The 18,196-nt window shown below is 33.1% G+C and carries 16 protein-coding genes and 1 pseudogene; 10 read left to right on the plus strand and 7 right to left on the minus strand.

Annotated elements, in window-relative coordinates:
* On the plus strand, positions 1-413 hold a 413-nt coding region (locus tag DB891_RS17655), incomplete at its 5' end, for a hypothetical protein (protein ID WP_189337164.1).
* Between the two features lie 241 nt (positions 414-654).
* Here the strand turns inward: DB891_RS17655 and DB891_RS16880 are convergent.
* The 5 genes and pseudogenes from DB891_RS16880 to DB891_RS16900 form a co-directional block, all read right to left on the minus strand.
* Complete coding sequence (locus DB891_RS16880; RefSeq protein ID WP_116764755.1) at positions 655-1,443, minus strand: hypothetical protein; 789 nt, start codon at positions 1,441-1,443, stop codon at positions 655-657.
* Positions 1,444-1,449: 6 nt separating this feature from the next.
* Entirely contained in the window at positions 1,450-2,142 is a 693-nt protein-coding gene (locus DB891_RS16885; RefSeq protein WP_116764756.1) for a hypothetical protein, read from the minus strand.
* A 154-nt stretch (positions 2,143-2,296) separates the two neighbouring features.
* Positions 2,297-4,213 (minus strand): recombinase family protein, encoded by a 1,917-nt coding sequence (locus DB891_RS16890; protein ID WP_116764757.1) that lies wholly within the window; start codon positions 4,211-4,213, stop codon positions 2,297-2,299.
* Positions 4,214-4,257: 44 nt separating this feature from the next.
* Positions 4,258-4,575 (minus strand): annotated as a pseudogene (locus tag DB891_RS16895) (tRNA-dihydrouridine synthase); the annotation flags it as partial.
* A gap of 271 nt (positions 4,576-4,846) precedes the next feature.
* The gene (locus tag DB891_RS16900) at positions 4,847-5,344 is read right to left on the minus strand and encodes a GNAT family N-acetyltransferase (RefSeq protein ID WP_116764758.1); all 498 of its coding nucleotides are present in this window, start codon (positions 5,342-5,344) and stop codon (positions 4,847-4,849) included.
* A gap of 337 nt (positions 5,345-5,681) precedes the next feature.
* Here DB891_RS16900 and menD point away from each other — a divergent pair, with 337 nt between their 5' ends.
* The 3 genes from menD to DB891_RS16915 all read left to right on the plus strand — a co-directional run bounded on the left by menD (position 5,682) and on the right by DB891_RS16915 (position 9,141).
* Positions 5,682-7,343, plus strand: coding sequence for a 2-succinyl-5-enolpyruvyl-6-hydroxy-3-cyclohexene-1-carboxylic-acid synthase (gene menD / locus DB891_RS16905; protein ID WP_116764759.1), 1,662 nt, complete (start codon positions 5,682-5,684; stop codon positions 7,341-7,343).
* A 464-nt stretch (positions 7,344-7,807) separates the two neighbouring features.
* Positions 7,808-8,149: a DUF2853 family protein gene (locus DB891_RS16910; protein WP_116764760.1), complete on the plus strand. Its 342-nt coding sequence runs from the start codon at positions 7,808-7,810 to the stop codon at positions 8,147-8,149.
* A 137-nt stretch (positions 8,150-8,286) separates the two neighbouring features.
* A complete protein-coding gene (locus DB891_RS16915; RefSeq protein WP_116764761.1) occupies positions 8,287-9,141 on the plus strand; it encodes a CvfB family protein in 855 nt (284 codons plus the stop codon).
* 746 nt (positions 9,142-9,887) lie between these two features.
* On the opposite strand, the gene DB891_RS16920 is transcribed toward DB891_RS16915, so the two are convergent.
* Both DB891_RS16920 and DB891_RS16925 read right to left on the minus strand, forming a co-directional pair.
* A complete protein-coding gene (locus DB891_RS16920; protein ID WP_116764762.1) occupies positions 9,888-10,745 on the minus strand; it encodes a DUF3943 domain-containing protein in 858 nt (285 codons plus the stop codon).
* 520 nt (positions 10,746-11,265) lie between these two features.
* Positions 11,266-11,469 carry a hypothetical protein gene (locus tag DB891_RS16925; protein ID WP_116764763.1) on the minus strand — a complete coding sequence of 68 codons (204 nt, stop codon included), beginning with the start codon at positions 11,467-11,469 and terminating at the stop codon, positions 11,266-11,268.
* 383 nt (positions 11,470-11,852) lie between these two features.
* Between DB891_RS16925 and DB891_RS16930 the strand changes: the two genes are divergently transcribed.
* From DB891_RS16930 to DB891_RS16955, 6 genes are all read left to right on the plus strand, one after another.
* Positions 11,853-12,683, plus strand: coding sequence for a 1,4-dihydroxy-2-naphthoyl-CoA synthase (locus DB891_RS16930; RefSeq protein WP_116764764.1), 831 nt, complete (start codon positions 11,853-11,855; stop codon positions 12,681-12,683).
* Positions 12,684-12,747: 64 nt separating this feature from the next.
* Positions 12,748-13,263 (plus strand): PH domain-containing protein, encoded by a 516-nt coding sequence (locus DB891_RS16935; protein ID WP_116764769.1) that lies wholly within the window; start codon positions 12,748-12,750, stop codon positions 13,261-13,263.
* The gene (locus tag DB891_RS16940; protein WP_116764765.1) at positions 13,263-14,777 is read left to right on the plus strand and encodes a PH domain-containing protein; all 1,515 of its coding nucleotides are present in this window, start codon (positions 13,263-13,265) and stop codon (positions 14,775-14,777) included. The genes DB891_RS16935 and DB891_RS16940 overlap by 1 nt, the downstream gene beginning before the upstream one ends.
* 114 nt (positions 14,778-14,891) lie before the next feature.
* Positions 14,892-15,851: a 1,4-dihydroxy-2-naphthoate octaprenyltransferase gene (gene menA, locus DB891_RS16945; RefSeq protein ID WP_116764766.1), complete on the plus strand. Its 960-nt coding sequence runs from the start codon at positions 14,892-14,894 to the stop codon at positions 15,849-15,851.
* Positions 15,852-15,925: 74 nt separating this feature from the next.
* Positions 15,926-16,603, plus strand: coding sequence for a metal-dependent hydrolase (locus DB891_RS16950; protein ID WP_116764767.1), 678 nt, complete (start codon positions 15,926-15,928; stop codon positions 16,601-16,603).
* 162 nt (positions 16,604-16,765) lie between these two features.
* Positions 16,766-17,965, plus strand: coding sequence for a tetratricopeptide repeat protein (locus tag DB891_RS16955; protein WP_116764768.1), 1,200 nt, complete (start codon positions 16,766-16,768; stop codon positions 17,963-17,965).
* The last annotated feature ends 231 nt before the right edge of the window (positions 17,966-18,196 follow it).

Genomic DNA, 18,196 nt, shown 5'->3' on the forward strand with positions numbered 1-18,196 from the left:
AGTGGTGGTCAATTTACTCCGAAACTGGTGGTCAATTTACACTGGAATGGGGTGGTCAATTTGACCGGTTTTTCCAAGTAACAACTGGTGAAGTGATGGAAGATTTCACAATGCTTTTTCATTTACTTATAGGAAATGCTAATTTAGTCAAATCATATATTAAGCTAGATAAAAGAGGCTCAAATTTTTATTATAAAGATAGCAAGAGAATTTTCGAAGAGAATTTTCAATTCGTTTTGGAGAAACTTAAAACCGACAAAAGTATTAAAGATGAAACGTTAAAATTTGCAAGAGAGCAATCTAAAAAAAATGGTGAGCCAGATGCTGACGAAGAAATGGGGGATTATATATTTGAAAAATCCTTAAGAGATATTTATAAAATTCATAGTGATGCATTCAAATTTGACTGTTAATTTTAAATAATTAAAACCCTTCAAATATTCCTAATCCAAAACAAGGCTAAATCATATTTAACGGGGTAATTGGGGACTAATAATCGTAATGAGCTATCGAGTTCATTTAACGCTTTTCCTTTTTGTTTTCTTGATTATTCATAAACAAGTCGATTTTGTTTCAACTTATTTCAGGACGGGACAAATTTAAAATAAAAGGCTATCGTAATTGATAGCCTTATTTGTTCTTATGTGGTATTTATTATTTTTGTGCTTGTTTTCGATATGCTTCCAGTTCTTCATACTTTGGTTTAACCAGTATATCATATTGTTCCTGAGTTAGTACACCTGTTAATCTGTGCTGGTTTAAGTCAATATCGTGATATGCGTCTGATTCTTGCCACATAGAATAAAAACCGTTAGCAGGGTTCAGATTATTTTTAGAGTTTTCGTTATGCGAATTTACAAGCTGTTCCAGTTCGTTTTTAGTGAAAAGCAACAAAGCCATTTGACCCTCGTTTGGTGCGGGTAAAATAACGCTAACAAAAGTTAGTCCTTGCGCTTTTGCTTCGTCATTGTTTGGGTTGTATTCAATCCATTGACCCTCTTTTAAAACTTCAATTTTAATCCAATTTTCTTTTTTGATTGGTTCAAGACTACCGTACCACTCCAAAGGATTACCGCCCATATGAACACCTGTAACTTCCATTTGTTTTGCAAATGTCAAATCCATATTAGCAAGGTGTTTTACTTTACTCCAAGCATTTAAACCAACTGCTTTTACTTCAATCCTAGCACATCCAAGCCAATCTTTGTGTTCTTGGAATGTCAAATGCTGGTAATCGCCTTTATCGTTAGCTTTACCTTTGGTTGCTGTATGTTCCCAAAACGGATTAGTTGAAACCCATGCACACGCTTTTTCGTTTGGTGCTTTTACTGATGGTTCAGCAAGTTTAATTTCGCCACTTTCAATAATTTCTTTTATTCTGTATTCGGGTGTGTAATGAAAGTATTGCGGTTTAGCAGACATTGTGTATTTGTTTGGACGCATAAAATATTATTTTGTTAACTCTCCAATAAAACTTTGGTTTAAGTTGGATGCACCTTGTAATTTTTCCCAACCCAATTCATCAGGATTTTCCAAAGAATCCAAATAAACCCTTGCAATTGCAACTTTTTCAATATCTGGATTTTCTATTATTGAATCATAATCAATAACATCAACGATACCTACATTTTTATTTGAATTGATATAATTGGCAATTTCACCCTCTTCTGTATTGGCAACTTTTAAATTTAACTTATACCATCTTTTTTCGTATCTGACAGCTATAAAATTGATTTCTTTTTCAAAAAATGCACATAGGTTAACAAGTACATTATCATCAATAACATTCACTATTCCAATTGGATTTTGACCATAAAAAACACCATAATACAATTCACCTATTTTGGTGTTTCTAGTTTCAACCTCTTTGATTTCCTCCAATGAATTTTCCAACTCCATAAGTATTTCGTCCAAATCATCTTCGCTTAATATTTCATTTTCAAATACTGATAACGTACTGATAATGTCAAAAATAAACTGGTATTGCTCATTGTAATATTTATCTTTATTCTTATTGATTGGCACAATGTCTTCACAAATAAAATCAGGATTTGTTTCTTGTGTGTGGTCAGCGTTTTCAATGTAATTTTGAAATTCTGTAATTGCAACTGTAAGTGTTTCTTTTTGTTGTTGTAGTGTCATAGTATTATTTTTTAAGTTGTTTATAATTAATTGATTTTGTTGATGCAAATATTATTTAAATATTTTTTTTATCAGCTATTGTTTATTTAAAATGAATTTATTCACACACACGCACCAATTTAAAACTCAAGCATCATAATAAGAAATATCTTGGTTATTTTTGAATAGGATAAGTGTCTTCAATTAGTACTTGATTCTTTGCTGGTACTTGATGAATTATCTGTTTAGGTTTGTCAAACATCGATATGCCATTTTCGAATGTGCCTCGGTACATTTCAATTTGTTCATCATACTTTTCGACAATATTGTTGTACTCGTTTAATATATCTTCTGTTGGTATTAATAGAATATTATCTTTATAAACTGGGTCGTTGCTCATATTAATAATTAAACCATATTCCATTTTACGATTTGATAGTATTTTTGGGTCACGGTATGCTGATACATTGATAATTGTTTTAATAGTTCGTATTAATATACTACCATTTAATCTATAATAAATGGTTATAAGAGTTTGTTTCTTGTTGATGGTGTTAACTATTATCTTATCAATATACTGTTTAAATATGGCTGTCAGTTCGTGTCTGTTTGTTTTTGCTTGTTCAATCATATTAGAACTAAATTCAACTACATTAAAATTATTAATCAGTTTCTTTTTATCCAATATGTTTTTCTTTAGTGTTTCAATTCTTGCCTCAATCAATTCACGTGCTGATGATAGCGTTTGTTCTTTTATTTGGAATTGTTGAAGTGTAAATTTATTTTTTGTTGCTGTAGTTATGTTTATAAGGTTTTTGATTTCATTTTCATTGTTTGATAGTGATGCATTTTCAAGAATTAATTGTTGTTCTAATAATTCCAAATCTTGATTTGCTTGTTTTAGTATGTTATTAGGTGAATCAAGATACTTAAGCATTTCAGTGCTATTAATCAATTGATTATAGATGATACTTTCAACTAAGGAAATGTTCAGACTCTTATTTCCACAACTAGTTAAGTTTGCTTTTGTACTATAGCATTTATAAGCTTTCATGTCCTTAATTTTCGTTCCGTATGTTGCAACATACTTACGACCACAACAACCGCAATACATTAAATCTTTAAGCAAAAATTCATATATTGTGATGATGTTCTTTGTATTTTTATTTAGTCTTATATCTGTACATTCATCAAATAAATCTTCATCAATTATTGCTGGACAAGTAAATGTAATATTTTTAAATGTACGTTTACCTTTGTAGGTTTCATTCATTAGTATTTGTCTAACAACTTGTTCATCCCATTGTGTGTTTTGATTTTTGTAACCACGTTGAATGATTTGTTCACTTGCTTTAACTTCATCAAATAAGGTATTGTCATTCAAAATTGAATGTTCCTTCTTTGCTTTTTTAATCAGGTTATTTAGTTCTGCTGTATTGCTTCGGGTTGGTGTACCTTGTTGATTCAGCATCTTTGCAATAACTTGTGTACCATGATTGTTTTTGTATAGTTCAAAGATTTGTTTGACAATGATTGATTCAGTTGTATCAATTACAAACTTTTTATTTATATCACTTGTGTAACCGTAGGCTTGATTGTTTCCCGATACTTTTCCTTCTTGTGTTACTCTTTGCATTTTACCACGTGTCATACGTAGTTTCATCTGCTTTGCTTCAATATCAGCAAACTCAATTGCTATTGATAACATAATTGATACAAGATTGTTTTCAGTTCCATCGGGATGGAATGTAAACATTTGTTGTGAGTTTATATATAAGTTTAGTTTGATTCGACTAAACTTGAGTAGTAATTCTTTTGCAATTGCTGGTTTGCGTGAAAGCCTAGAGATTTCAGAAATGTAACAACATTTATAGTAAGTTGGGTCTTTTTCTAGTTGTTTAAGAAGACGGTCTAGTTCGGGGCGGTCATCTGTTTCTTTGTAACCGCTGACTTTTTCAGCGTATGTATCAATATTGTCTTCATCATAACCATGCTGTTTGATTATTTTTGTTAACTCGGTAATTTGGGATTGATAATCTTGGTTTTCACCTTGATTGCTTGAAACACGTGCATATATACAAACTCTTTCCATATTATTGATAATTTGATAGAGTAAAAGTAGTCCGTATTTATTGCAATTCCAAATTTGGTAACCATAGGATACGGACAACCTAAATTCCAGTTCAATTCTTTATATCCCAATTCTTTGACATATTTGGCCACAAACAAAAACTCATCAGCATCATTGGTAATAATTTGTGGAATAACCTCTAAGCCAACATTATTTTCAGGAAGAAGATCTCTTTCGTAAGAAGATTTTACAACCAATTTTCCGTTCAAACGAATGTATGGAGAGTAGTAAGTATCAATTCCTCCAAAATATTTATTGATGGCATTTCGAAAACGAAAATCGGTAAAACCTTGTAAGGGTGATGAAAGCAGGGTAAAGCTCATAGTATTTGTAAAAATGCAAAGATACTATTCTTTATGTGGTTATGCTTTGTTGGAGTAATTATGTTTTGTCCTGAATTCAAGGGAATTGACCCAGAATCAGCATTAAAATCATAGCAGTTTGTTTTTGAATCGATAAATTGCCCACTGATGTCAAGGATTCAGCTGATTCTCACCGATCTTTATTTTGTTGTATAAACATTTTGAATCGGTGTATAAATCTGTGCAAATCCGTTTGATCTGTAAAATCTGTGGGCTATTTCGCAATCAGGGATTACTCCAAAATCAATTGCATAAAAACCGAATGCAACCAGCGATCAAATTTATACCCTGACTCTTTGATAATTCCAACGGTTTTGAATCCAAACTTCTCGTGAAAATCGACACTGCTTTGATTTTCGGCATCAATAACTGCAATCATCGTGTGCAATTTTTGGTTTTTGGCCAATTGGATTAATTCTTGCAACAACAGTTTTCCAATCCCTTTTCCTTGATGTCCATTATCTACATAAACAGAATGTTCAACGGTATATTTATACGCTTCTCTGAACCGGAATTCACCATACATGCCAAAACCCACTACTTTATTCTCTTCTACAGCAACAATTACAGGGAAGTTCTTGTTGATTTTTTCTTCCAATATCGCTTTTTGCTGTTCGTAACTTCTGATGTTATAATCGTATAAGGCTGTTGTGTTTAGAATATTATAATTGATAATATCCAATATAGGTTGCGTGTCCTGGGTTTGGTACGATCTTAATTTGATTTGCATGAAGTATTTATTTGTTGTTCAAAATTAAGAAAAATAGACTCAAATGAAAGGAAAAGCCTTGGCAACTTTGTAACTTTGCAAGACAGTTTTTAGAAGTTTTGTTTGAAAGGCAGTATTCTAAAATAAACAGCATTAAATTTTAACCATATAAGAAATATAAGGTCATTTAAGCTAGGATGTAAAAAGCAATAGCTTATATTTATTATATGGTAAATCTTTTGACAAAAGTATTTTATATTTTCTGTTTAATAAGGAATATAATTGAAAATGCTGTTTATTATAGAATTTAGCGGTTTGGACTAAACTTATAAACTTATAAACTTTCTAAACTTTTTAAATGACTTACCCCAAAATACCTTTAGCGCAAAGCATACTCCAAATTTTTTTAGCCAAAGGAATCACTAATATTATCATATCTCCCGGTTCAAGAAATGCACCCTTAACGATAGGTTTTGCAAGTAATCCCGCTTTTCAATGTTACAGTATTGCTGACGAGCGTTGTGCCGCTTTTTTTGCCTTGGGAATAGCCCAACAAACCCGAAAACCTACCGTGCTTGTTTGCACTTCGGGATCGGCTTTATTAAACTATTATCCAGCTTTTGCGGAAGCGTTTTACAGCCAGATTCCACTGATTGTAGTTTCGGCGGATCGTCCACAAAGTAAGATTGATATTGGCGATGGACAAACCATTCGCCAAGAAAATGTATTTGCCAATCATTCTTTGTACAATGCTAATTTATTGGAAACAGTCTCGGAAGAAAACGATCTACAGCTAAATGAAGCCATCAATACTGCTATTGATAAAAAGGGGCCAGTACATATCAACGCTCCATTTGAGGAGCCTTTGTATGAAACGGTTTCGGTGTTAAGTGTTAACAGCACCGTTTTCGCTTCCGCAAAAGTACCGCAGACGATCGATACCAAAGAGTTGCAGCAATATGCCAACCTTTGGAACAGTGCTACCCGAAAATTGATACTAGTTGGGGTAAACGAACCCAATGCAATTGCTGAAAAAACGATTGAAGCTTTTGCCAATGATGAATCGATTGTAGTGATGACCGAAAACACTTCGAATGTATGTCATCCAAGTTTTATAAGCAATATTGATACCGTTATCACACCTTTTTCAACAGAAGATTTTGAAGCTTTTCGTCCTGAAATTCTAATTACTTTTGGAGGAATGGTTGTCTCCAAGCGTGTCAAAGCGTTCTTGAGAAAATACCAACCCAAGCACCATTGGCATATTGATACTTTAAGAGCGTATGACACTTTTAGTTGTTTGACTCAGCATTTTGAAATAGATCCTAATGCTTTTTTCGAGGATTTTTTGCCTTTAACAACAAGAATTGAAAGCAATTATTTCTCTCAATTGAATGCGGTTAAAGCATTGCGCAAAGAAAAACACGAAAGCTATTTGTCTAAAATTCCTTTTACAGATTTTAAAGTTTTTGAGCAAGTGATCGCTACTTTGCCTAAATCAAGTCAATTGCAAATTAGTAACAGTTCGGCTATTCGTTATGCCCAATTAATTTCTATGGATCCATCAATTGAAGTCTATTGCAATAGAGGAACCAGCGGAATTGACGGAAGTACTTCTACGGCTATTGGGGCGGCTGTTGCCAATGCCAATCCAACGGTTTTTATAACAGGAGATGTCGGCTTTTTATACGACAGTAATGCCCTTTGGAACAATTACATTCCAAAAAACTTCAAAATCATTTTGATCAATAATGGTGGTGGTGGGATTTTTAGAATTTTGCCGGGACACGAAGAAACGCCTGTGTTTAATACTTTTTTTGAAACTTCACATTCTCTAACAGCAGAACATTTGGCAAAAATGTATGGACTGGACTATACTGTTGCCAATGATGAGATGAGTCTGACTAAAGGATTGGATTCATTGTACGCTCAAAATGATAAACCAGCTATTTTGGAAATATTTACGCCTACATTGGATAATAATGCTATTTTATTGCAGTATTTTAAAGAGTTGGTCTAGAAGTATTATTGTCTTAAAAGTTTCCGCTATATTCCTAAAATAAACAGTATTTAATTTTAAACAGATAAGTCATGTAAGTTAAAAAAAGTTAGTTTGTCAAATTAGTGGTTAAAAGGGAATATAAGTTAAAAATGTTCTTTGTAATACTATGTGACTTTGCTCAAATGAACTATTGGTTTTACTTGATTTTATTCAAATTAAAAACTTATATGACTTACATGTTTTAACAATGTATAGGAAAAAATGCTGTTATTTGTAGAATTAAGCGAAAGTTCCATAGGAACGATTCATATTGTAGTCCTGATGCTTCGGGATTTTTTAATCCGTTGATTCGAAGGAGAGGCAGGTAAAAATTTGGCTATTAATATTTAATAATAAAATAATGAATAAAAATCGTACATGTATGTAATAAATTACTAAATTTGAGGTAGTTATCAGAAAATGAACCCTTAAAAATATTTTTTATGAGTGCAAAAGACGAATTAATTGTGAAGTATGCGGCCGACTTGAAAGAAAAATGCGGGATTAATCCAGAAATGGATTTATTAAAAAAAATAACTATAGGATGTGGTCCGTCCGTATTTAATCCGGATTCCTCCATTATAGCGGGAACCCAAAAAACCGAAATTGATACGGTAAAGAAAAATTTCTTGATCAAGAAATTAGGTTTACCAGATGGCCCAGCTCTTAAAGAGGGAATTGATATGGTATTGGAGCAATATGGGAAGTCAAATAGGAATAAATATAGAGCAGTTTTCTATTATTTATTGACGAAACATTTTGGAAGAGAAAGTGTGTACAATTAATAAATTACAATACGATTTTGAAAGCGTCTTAATAGGACGCTTTTTTTTATTGAGAATGTTTTTCGAATTCTAATTTTCAAACTTCGTACCTTTGCAGCTTAAACTTAGTTGCTCGGCAACTCAGAACCTCGATAAAAATGATTGAAATAGGAAAATACAATACGCTTACTATATTGCGTGATACCAAAGTGGGTTTGTTTTTAGGAAACCCAGAAAAAGATCCAGAAGGAATTCACGATATACTTTTACCCAATAAATACGTGCCCAATGAATTCGAAATAGGCGAGGAGCTTATTGTTTTTGTTTATTTGGACCACGAAGAACGTCCCGTTGCCACAACTCTTGAGCCTTACATATTATTGAATGAATTTGCGCTTTTACGTGTAAATTACACCAATCAAATAGGCGCTTTTATGGATTGGGGAATGGAGAAAGATATTTTGGTTCCGTTCAAGGAACAGGCGCGCCCGATGGAGAAAGGAAAACGCTATTTGGTTTATCTTTATATGGATGAAAAAACCAATCGTTTGGTTGCATCCAGTAAATTGAACCAATTTTTAAATAATGACCACCTTACTGTTGAAAAAGGCGAAGAAGTGGAGTTAATCGTTTCCCATATTACCGAACTGGGAATTAATGTGATCATCAACGAACAACACAAAGGCTTGTTGTACAAAGATGAGGTATATGATGATGCGATACGCACAGGAGATCGTATGAGAGGTTATATTAAAAACATTAGGCCTGATAATAAAATTGATGTTTCGCTTCAGATTCAAGGCTACCAAAGTATAGAACCCAATGCTGAAATAATTCTAAATGAGTTAAGAGCAAGCAGAGGTTTTTTACGTCTAACGGATAATTCACATCCTGAAGACATCAAGACGGTTTTGAAAATGAGTAAAAAAACATTCAAAAAAGCCATTGGTGCTTTATACAAAGAGAAATTAATCGAGATAAAAGAAGACGGAATTTACTTGGTTAAAGAATAATTAAGATTCATAAATGGTATAAAAAAAGAAAGACTAGTCATTTTGACTAGTCTTTCTCTTTTTATTTTTGTTTTTAACGATGTAGTATTGAACAAAAATAAAATAAATTTCCGTGCATTCTCAAAAGTATATTTAAGTACTCCAAAACACTATTCGTATATGTGATACACAGTGTTACTAAAGTTTAAATTTCTTTATTAAATGGTTTTGTCTATAAATAAAAGGTGTCTGTTTATTTTGTAAAGAAACAATTTCACAATAAGACCATTGGTTATTTTATACATTGAAAGTCTACTTTCCTCGAAACAATTCAGTATTCCTATAAAATACAATTGTCGGACTGTAAATCTTTAGTTTACCACTAGGTGTTACTTTATAATCAATACTATTTCTGCAAATCCTTTATTCATCTGCTTGTATTTTAAAATAGTTTTAGAAACAATTATATAATTTAAAACCATAAAAATAAAAGCGACAATAATTTCAAATTTACTCAAAAAAATCATTTTTTAGGTTAATAAATCAGTGAAAGATATATATGCTAATCTGAACTAATAATCAACATTGATTGAATGTAAAATACTGATTAGCAGGTGATAAAAGTAGTAATTATTTTTATTGATGATTGTTAAATACTAATTTATTTTTGCTTTAAATGCAAATTTTAACTCTTTCGGGGTTTGTTGTCAAAGTATTGAAAGAAATGATTTAATAAAATAATTATCAGTAGATTTCGAATTGTTGTTTTAAAATTGCATGTTGAAATTAAGCCCCCAAATGGCTTTGTTCGCTCCTTTGTCGAATCCAACCGGAGCGATGTTCAATTGTGCTTTTTGTCTTTCTTTATAACCAAAACTATCCAATAAAGTATTAAATGGATCCATAAGGAACAAAGAGGTGTATCCTAAAAATTTTGAATTTAAAACTTTACGGTCGTGCTTTACGATGCTCTTTTTAGCGTAGAAAAAACCTTCGCCCACCATCGAACCTATAATTGGAGTAATAATAAGGTCTTGATAAGAAGGAATCTCGGCAAATGCTTCTACACCATATTCCCAAAAAAAGGTAGACATAATAGCTGAATAAACAAAGGATTCAAAAATGTTAAAACCACTACTTCTAGCTGTCATATAGTAAACACCTCCAGAATAAGGATGGGTGATCCAATTTAAAACCCAATCATCCTCATCCCAAACAGGTCCAGCTTTTACGTTTTGTTTCCATTTATTTGCTATTCCATTTTCTTTCATGTCTTCTTTATCCCAATTGGTCACGCTCTCTGGCATAGCATATAAAACTCCAAATGCGATTACGGTTGCTCCCAAAAACATTCCTGTGTCAAGGCCTAATCTTCTGTAATCTTTGAAAGCAGGTGGGTAGGCGGTTGTATTTTGTTGTACTAATGTAGAGTCTGTAAATGGTAGAGTATTGTAAGAAAGGGAATCTTGTGGAGTCGCTTTACTATCATTTACTACTGCCAAATTATCAAATTGATTTGAGTTTAGATCTTGAAGGGAATTATTCGCCTCAAGTTGTTGGGAAAATGAAGTAAAACCTGTTAGAGTTAAAAGAATGAAACCGAAAAACGTTTTTGATTGAATCATGTCAAGCTTAATAGTATTAGTATAAAGATTTCCCTAAAAAGAAAAAATCTTTTTTAGTAAATCCAGCATTTTTATATAAAATGTCTAGTCATTTTTCAAGGATTAATTAAAAAATAAAGATGATATTCTGAAAATTATAAAAATGGTGCAAATGTAGCGAAAAAGGTTTAGGATTTTGGTGTTGTTATCAAGAATTAATGGTGTGTTAACTTAGATGTAAAAATCAGGTTTTTATACAAAAATTAAGGCCAACCCTAAAGTCAGCCTTGTTTATTGTTTTGAAATTCAGTTTGCTATTTTTGTTTAGAAAAATCTTCTATTATTGAAGTATTATCTATACAAAAACACATTAAGAACAAGACGACCTAAAAGTACTTTTATAAATCGCTTGATTGAATTCATTTGTCTTGAAATGGTTTACTTGTTAAGGTGTATCAAAAGAGATTTTCACGTTAGAACCATTGGGTTTCATCATTTATTAAAAGAAAATTGAAAATGTCCTTTTGCAAAACTTAATAATTTATTTTACTGCAGGAGTTGCCAATGTGTCTTTTTTTACAACCTCAGGTGTTACTTCATCTGTTTTAATGCTATCTGTAACAGTAACAGTGCTGTCAGCGACAGTCTGTTCCATTTGCTCTTCTGGAGCAGCTTCAGTGGTGTTTTTACAATTCGTGAAGAATACTGCAGAAACTAGAGCGACAAAAATTACGGCTTTTTTCAAAAATAAAAAATTTAGTTAATAATTTAGTTAGGTAACCTTCTTCTAAAAATGAAACTGTTTCCATGATTAAAAGACAGTTAAATTTACGAAGAACTATTGATAAAAGATATGAAATTAACATTTCATTTTCTGTTATTTAGCTATTTTGTTATTTTGTAATTTTTTTATGATAGCTATTGAGTTTACTATAATGAATGCTTAAAAGGAGGCGTTTTTTTATGCGATATCTTATAAATTTAGTTTGATTTTTTGTCCTTTTTGTCGAAGATTTTGTTATTGCTAAAACTTACAAGTGTCCTGGTTATTATTGGGAAGCTATAAATAGCTTAAAAATATAAAAAAATGGTTTATTTTTACGCTGAAATAATTTAAAATTAAACAGAATGGATTGGATTACCGCCAAAGAATTTGAAGATATAACCTATAAAAAATGCAATGGAGTAGCTAGAATAGCATTTAATAGACCCGATGTGCGCAATGCTTTTAGACCCAAAACAACCTCCGAATTGTATCAGGCTTTTTATGATGCACAAGAAGATACTTCAATAGGTGTGGTTTTGCTTTCTGCCGAAGGGCCTTCGTCTAAAGATGGAGTGTATTCATTTTGTAGTGGAGGCGACCAAAACGCCCGTGGTCATCAAGGTTATGTTGGAGACGATGGACAACACCGTTTGAATATTCTTGAAGTGCAACGATTAATTCGTTTTATGCCAAAAGTGGTTATCGCCGTTGTTCCGGGATGGGCTGTTGGTGGTGGACACAGTTTGCATGTAGTTTGCGATATGACATTGGCTAGTAAAGAACATGCCATTTTTAAACAAACCGATGCCGATGTAACCAGTTTTGATGGTGGATATGGTTCTGCTTATCTCGCTAAAATGGTAGGTCAGAAAAAAGCACGCGAAATTTTCTTTCTAGGTCGTAATTATTCGGCTCAAGAAGCTATGGATATGGGAATGGTTAACGCAGTTATTCCTCACGATGAGTTGGAAGATGCAGCTTATGAATGGGCTCAAGAAATTCTTGGGAAATCGCCTATGGCTATCAAAATGCTGAAATTCGCTATGAATCTTACCGATGATGGTATGGTGGGACAACAAGTTTTTGCAGGGGAAGCGACCAGATTGGCGTATATGACCGAAGAAGCTAAAGAAGGAAGAAATGCATTCCTTGAAAAACGCAAGCCGAATTTTGAAAAGAAATGGTTGCCATAAAAAGGGTTTAAAAGTTTCTGGTTTAAAGTTAGAACCTGAAACTTTAAACCTGAAACAAAATAATATGGAAAACTTCACAAACGAAACCATCGATACTAAACAACTTCCAAAATTCGAAGAAGTGCAATTCTCTGTTTTACATCCCAACTATTGGATGGTAACTTTGATGAGCCTAACTGTTTTCTTTTTGATTATCGGAATAGGAGGAGGACTTGCTTTGTTTTTTAATGATATCCTTACTCCATTTGTATTGGAATTTAGTATTGCTTTTGTTTGTCTAATCGTTATAGTGTTGTTTTTTTCTAGAGTAGGTTTTAAGAAAAAAGGGTTTGCATTTAGAAATCACGATGTTTTGTTTAGACACGGAATAATAGCTACAAATACACTTGTAATTCCATATAATAGAGTGCAACATGTGGCTTTACATGAAGGATTGATTTCAAGGTTTTTTGGCTTAGCCAAAATTGAAATCTTTACTGCTGGAGGACGTTCCAGTGATATAGAAATTCCAGGAATAGCCAAAGAAGAAGCTGAAAAGATTAAACAACTTTTGATGGGCAAAATTCAAAAACAATTATAATGGGAGGCGATTTCAGTCAGCCGCAGAGGCAATCCATCGTAGGTATTTTTGTCATGTTTGTATATTCGCTTCAGGGATATGCAAAGGCATTTTGGCCTATTCTGGTTATTTGGATTTTTAAATTCGATGAAATTAACAAGGGGTATTTATTGGCGGGAACTGTAGTGTTTTTTGCTGTTATTGGAGTAGTTGCTTATTTAAGATATAGAAACTTTACCTTTTATATCGACCCCGACAACGACGAGTTTATTATAACCGAAGGGATTTTCAACAAAACAAAAACTGCGATACAACTTCATAAAATACAACAAGTTAATATCAATCAGTCTTTTGTCCAAAGAATGGTTGGGGTTTATGAATTAGCTGTTGATACTGCAGGATCTAATAAAAAAGAGGGGGATATCAAAGCGATTTCACATGTATTGGCATTAGATTTGAAAGCTCGTTTGCTAGAGAATGATAAAAAAATAATAAACGATGATTTGAATATTGACCCAATTGAAGCTTCGAGTGAAAAACAAGTTGATGCCGATATTCCTTTTATAAAAATCAGTTTTTTAAGTTTATTGAAAATTGGAATTACTTCAAACTATGTGAAAAGCTTTTTTGTTTTACTGGCCTTTTTTATCACGCTTTTCGATTATATCAAACAATTCACGGGACGTGATGTTTTGCAAGATGAAAATATCGAAGATTATGTAGATGAAAGCCAAGTCTCTTATGCTTTTTTGATGCTGTTTGTCATTTTCTTCCTTACTGTAATTGCAATCAATCTGGTCAAAACGGTATTTACTTATTTTGATTATAAAATTGCCAGACAAAAAGGTTCTTTGTTGCTTTCTTTTGGATTGTTGAATACTAAAAGTACGATTGTAAAACCAGAAAAGGTTCAAATAACAAGCGTTACGCAGAATTTTTTCCAAAAGAAAATGAATGTTTTGGAGCTTAAAATAAAGCAAGCTACAGGTGGGGAAAAAGAAGCGCGTAAATTGGCTATAGAAATTCCGGGTTGTAATTTACAGGAAAAAAACGCAATTTTGAAATTGTTGTTTAAAAAGATACCAGAAAAAGGAGTGATGTTGCAACCGAATTTTAGAAAACTAGGTTTTTCTATTTTTGTTACTATTGGCTTACCGTTACTGGTTTTTTATATTGTTAGGGATTTAGTTGTGGCACAAATGCCAATGATTGATTATTTGGTATCGTTTTTTGTCGTTTTCATGGGACTGGTTCAGTTTTTTATTTTCAAAAACAACCGAGTTTTTATCAATGATGATTTTATAATCCTACAAAGTGGTGCTTGGGATATTAGTAATGAAATTATTGAACCTAGTAAAATTCAGGCGATTAACGTATCACAACTCTTTTGGCATAAAAATATCAATATTGGTTCCTTAACTTTGCATACCGCTGGAGGAAATATTGCCTTTCAATTGGGTGATTTTACTGCCATAAAACAATACGTCAACCTTTGGTTGTACGAAATAGAAACTTCCGATAGTAATTGGATGTGATAAAAAGAAGTTAGAATTTAGATTTTAGAGAATAGAATAAAGAGAATAGAGGTAACTGTTTAAATTCTTAAGCAAATTAAACCTTTGAACTTTTAAAACAATTAAACAACAAAAATGAAACACTGGATTGAAGCCGCACGATTAAGAACATTACCATTATCAGTTTCTGGAATTATAGTGGGTAGCATGTATGCGCTTAGACCTACCGATAATATTGATACTCCAACAGAAGTTTTCAATTGGGAGATATTTGCTTTTGCATTATTGACCACTTTGGGATTACAGGTATTGTCTAATTTTGCCAATGATTATGGCGATGGTATTAAAGGAACCGATAACGAAGATAGAGTAGGGCCAAAACGTGCCATTCAGAGTGGTGTGATTTCTCCTCAAGCCATGAAGCGTGCTTTGGTGATAACTTCGGTGCTTACCTTGTTTTCGGCAATATTCTTGATTTACGTTGCTTTCGGAGAGAGTAATTTAGTTTATTCCTTATTTTATTTGGTATTAGGTATTCTGGCAATTGCTTCGGCAATTCGTTATACGGTTGGAAATAGCGCTTATGGATACCGAGGATACGGGGATTTATTTGTCTTTATATTCTTTGGCTTGGTAAGTACATTAGGGGTTAATTTTTTATATTCAAAACAATTGGATTTCGTGCTTGTTTTGCCCGCAACTGCAATTGGTTTGCTGAGCGTGGGGGTTTTGAATTTAAATAATATGCGTGATGAAGCTTCGGACAGGAAATCAGGGAAGAATACCGTTGTGGTAAAAATGGGTGGAGAAAAAGCCAAGAAATACCATTTTGTTGTGATTATCACAGCCATGGTTTTGGTGATTGTTTTTGCAATATTGAGTGGCTTTCACTTTGATCAGTACTTATTTTTATTGGCGTATATTCCTTTAACTAAACATTTAATTACGGTTTATAAAAACAAAGACGCCAAGCTTTTAGATCCAGAATTAAAGAAAGTGGCGTTAAGCACTTTTCTACTTTCTATATTGTTGTCAGTAAGTATGATTTCTTTGATCTCAGACATCATTGTGAATGTTTTCTTAGGAGGAAGGTAACTCAATGTCAAAAATCAATTTAGATAACTAGCGGTAATTTTTTAGATTCTTTTGCTTTTTTAAATTTATAGAAAATGAAAATAACATTCTACGGCCACGCTTCTTTGGGAATCGAAGTGAGCGGCAAACACATACTCGTTGATCCTTATATTTCGGCCAATCCAAAAGCGGCTCACATTGACATTAACACCATAAAAGCCGATTTCATTCTGCTTACCCACGCGCACGGCGACCATATTCTGGATGTCGAAGCCATTGCGAAACGAACCAACGCAGTGATTGTTTCCAATGCTGAAATTGCGGGACATTATGCCAAAAAAGGATTTCAATCCCATCCAATGAATCACGGGGGAAGTTGGAATTTCGACTTTGGAAAACTAAAATACGTCAATGCAGTGCATTCCAGTTCTTTTCCGGATGGCAGCAACGGTGGGAATCCTGGCGGTTTTGTGATCGAAGGCGAACATAAAAATGTTTACATTGCTGGTGACACCGCGCTTACAATGGATATGAAATTGATTCCAATGCGAACCAAGCTCGATTTGGCGATTTTGCCTATCGGTGATAATTTTACAATGGATGTGGATGATGCTATAATTGCATCCGATTTTGTGGGATGCGATAAAATTCTAGGGATTCATTACGATACTTTTGGTTATATAGAGATCAATCACGAGGAAGCCATCAGGAAATTCTTCGACAAAGGAAAAGACTTGATGTTGTTGGAAATCGGCAGTTTTATCGAATTGTAATCAAGAGCTATTTCCTGCTATCCGCTACAATCTTTTTTTCTAAACCCGACAGGTTTTTAAAACCTGTCGGGTTTAGAAAAAAAGGATTTCCACTGCTATCAGGGCTAGGGCATCCTGAATTTTAAGATCATTTGTTTTTTTAATCAGACCAATATTTTTATAATGAAAACCAAATATTTTCTTTCATTTACTGCGCTTTTGTTTACCACTTTTTCATTCTCGCAACAAGACGGGTATTGGGATAAAGACAGATCAACCACCAAAGAAATTAGCGTTTCGGCAAGAGACCGAATCGTCATCAAAACTGAAGATTTGCCTCTGGGAACTACCGAGGTTGTTTATAGAATCACACTTTTAGACCAAAATCAACAATTGGCCAGCAGTTTGGTTTCGGTTTTAAAATCGATTCCTGATCCTACGGGGATTAGTCAAGGTTCTGCAGGAGCTGTCTTTGTTTTGTCTAAAATATCTGGGGACGACAAATGTACCTATGCAATCTTTTCGTCTAATGACTTGGCTTCGCAGTTCAAAGAAACAGGAAAAACACTCGAATCGTGTTTGTTTCAGGGTGAGCCTGTGAGTAAAGATGCCAAGCGACTTTCTATAGAAAAATCAACCTGTTTAAAAGGAAATGCCATGTGGTTTGGTTTTGAAAGCAAAAACTGGATCATGAACCAAAAAATCATTTTGGAAGTCGTGCCTTGGGTAGATAAAAAATTGAGCAGAGGATGGAGTCTTGATAATAGAAAAAACATCATTGAGCAATGTAAAACCTCTAATTTGGCACAAAAAATGACCAATTCAGATGATTTTTGCGTTTGTGTGCTAGATAAAATCCAAACTCAATATAAGTTTAAGGAATTTCAAAAATTATTACCCATGGAGCGTTCTAAAGTTTTTAAGGATTCTGGGAATAGTTGTTTTGGGGAAACAAGTACTTCTAACGTGGTTTACGACGATTTGCGTAACCAAGCATCACTTTTGGCAAAACAAGGTAAAAACGGCCAAGCAATTGCGAAATTAACGGTGATAATCAATGACGGAAAAGCAACGGCTTTGGATTATAATGTAATTGGGGTAAACTATCTTTTGACCAAGCAATACGGAAAAGCGATTAAATACCTGAAAGACGGGGAGAAACTGGATGATACAGAGTTGTTGATTAAACTAAATTTGGCACATGCTTATTTGTTAAACGACAATTACAAAGAAGCGAAACCGATCTACAAAAAATACCAAAATCAAAACGTAACTGATAGCTTGAGTTGGACTCAAAAAACAGAACAGGATTTTAAAGCTTTCCAAAAAGCAGGGATTCAGAACGAAGATTTTGAAAGAGTGTTGAAGCTGATGAAGGACTAGTGAAGCAGTAGGCGGTATTCAGATCGCAGTAATCAGTACTCAGTTTGCGTTAAATGTGTTCATAGTCTTTGCGAGTTCCGATAATTATCGGAACGAAGCAATCTCACTAAGTATGTCGACAATACTAAAATGAATTTGCAAAGCAAATTCATTAAAAATCTAAAATCTAAAATCTAAAATCTAAAATCTAAAATCTAAAATCTAAAATCTAAAATCTAAAATCTAAAATCT

This window comes from Flavobacterium laiguense, assembly GCF_003097655.1.
Lineage (GTDB): Bacteria > Bacteroidota > Bacteroidia > Flavobacteriales > Flavobacteriaceae > Flavobacterium > Flavobacterium laiguense.

What these genes read in the sequence shown, in the direction of transcription:
- DB891_RS16880 (WP_116764755.1), bottom strand. Translation starts at nt 1,443, where the DNA reads ATGCGTCCAAACAAATACACAATGTCTGCTAAACCGCAATACTTTCAT.
- DB891_RS16885 (WP_116764756.1), bottom strand. Translation starts at nt 2,142, where the DNA reads ATGACACTACAACAACAAAAAGAAACACTTACAGTTGCAATTACAGAA.
- DB891_RS16890 (WP_116764757.1), bottom strand. Translation starts at nt 4,213, where the DNA reads ATGGAAAGAGTTTGTATATATGCACGTGTTTCAAGCAATCAAGGTGAA.
- DB891_RS16900 (WP_116764758.1), bottom strand. Translation starts at nt 5,344, where the DNA reads ATGCAAATCAAATTAAGATCGTACCAAACCCAGGACACGCAACCTATA.
- menD (WP_116764759.1), top strand. Translation starts at nt 5,682, where the DNA reads ATGACTTACCCCAAAATACCTTTAGCGCAAAGCATACTCCAAATTTTT.
- DB891_RS16910 (WP_116764760.1), top strand. Translation starts at nt 7,808, where the DNA reads ATGAGTGCAAAAGACGAATTAATTGTGAAGTATGCGGCCGACTTGAAA.
- DB891_RS16915 (WP_116764761.1), top strand. Translation starts at nt 8,287, where the DNA reads ATGATTGAAATAGGAAAATACAATACGCTTACTATATTGCGTGATACC.
- DB891_RS16920 (WP_116764762.1), bottom strand. Translation starts at nt 10,745, where the DNA reads ATGATTCAATCAAAAACGTTTTTCGGTTTCATTCTTTTAACTCTAACA.
- DB891_RS16930 (WP_116764764.1), top strand. Translation starts at nt 11,853, where the DNA reads ATGGATTGGATTACCGCCAAAGAATTTGAAGATATAACCTATAAAAAA.
- DB891_RS16935 (WP_116764769.1), top strand. Translation starts at nt 12,748, where the DNA reads ATGGAAAACTTCACAAACGAAACCATCGATACTAAACAACTTCCAAAA.
- DB891_RS16940 (WP_116764765.1), top strand. Translation starts at nt 13,263, where the DNA reads ATGGGAGGCGATTTCAGTCAGCCGCAGAGGCAATCCATCGTAGGTATT.
- menA (WP_116764766.1), top strand. Translation starts at nt 14,892, where the DNA reads ATGAAACACTGGATTGAAGCCGCACGATTAAGAACATTACCATTATCA.
- DB891_RS16950 (WP_116764767.1), top strand. Translation starts at nt 15,926, where the DNA reads ATGAAAATAACATTCTACGGCCACGCTTCTTTGGGAATCGAAGTGAGC.
- DB891_RS16955 (WP_116764768.1), top strand. Translation starts at nt 16,766, where the DNA reads ATGAAAACCAAATATTTTCTTTCATTTACTGCGCTTTTGTTTACCACT.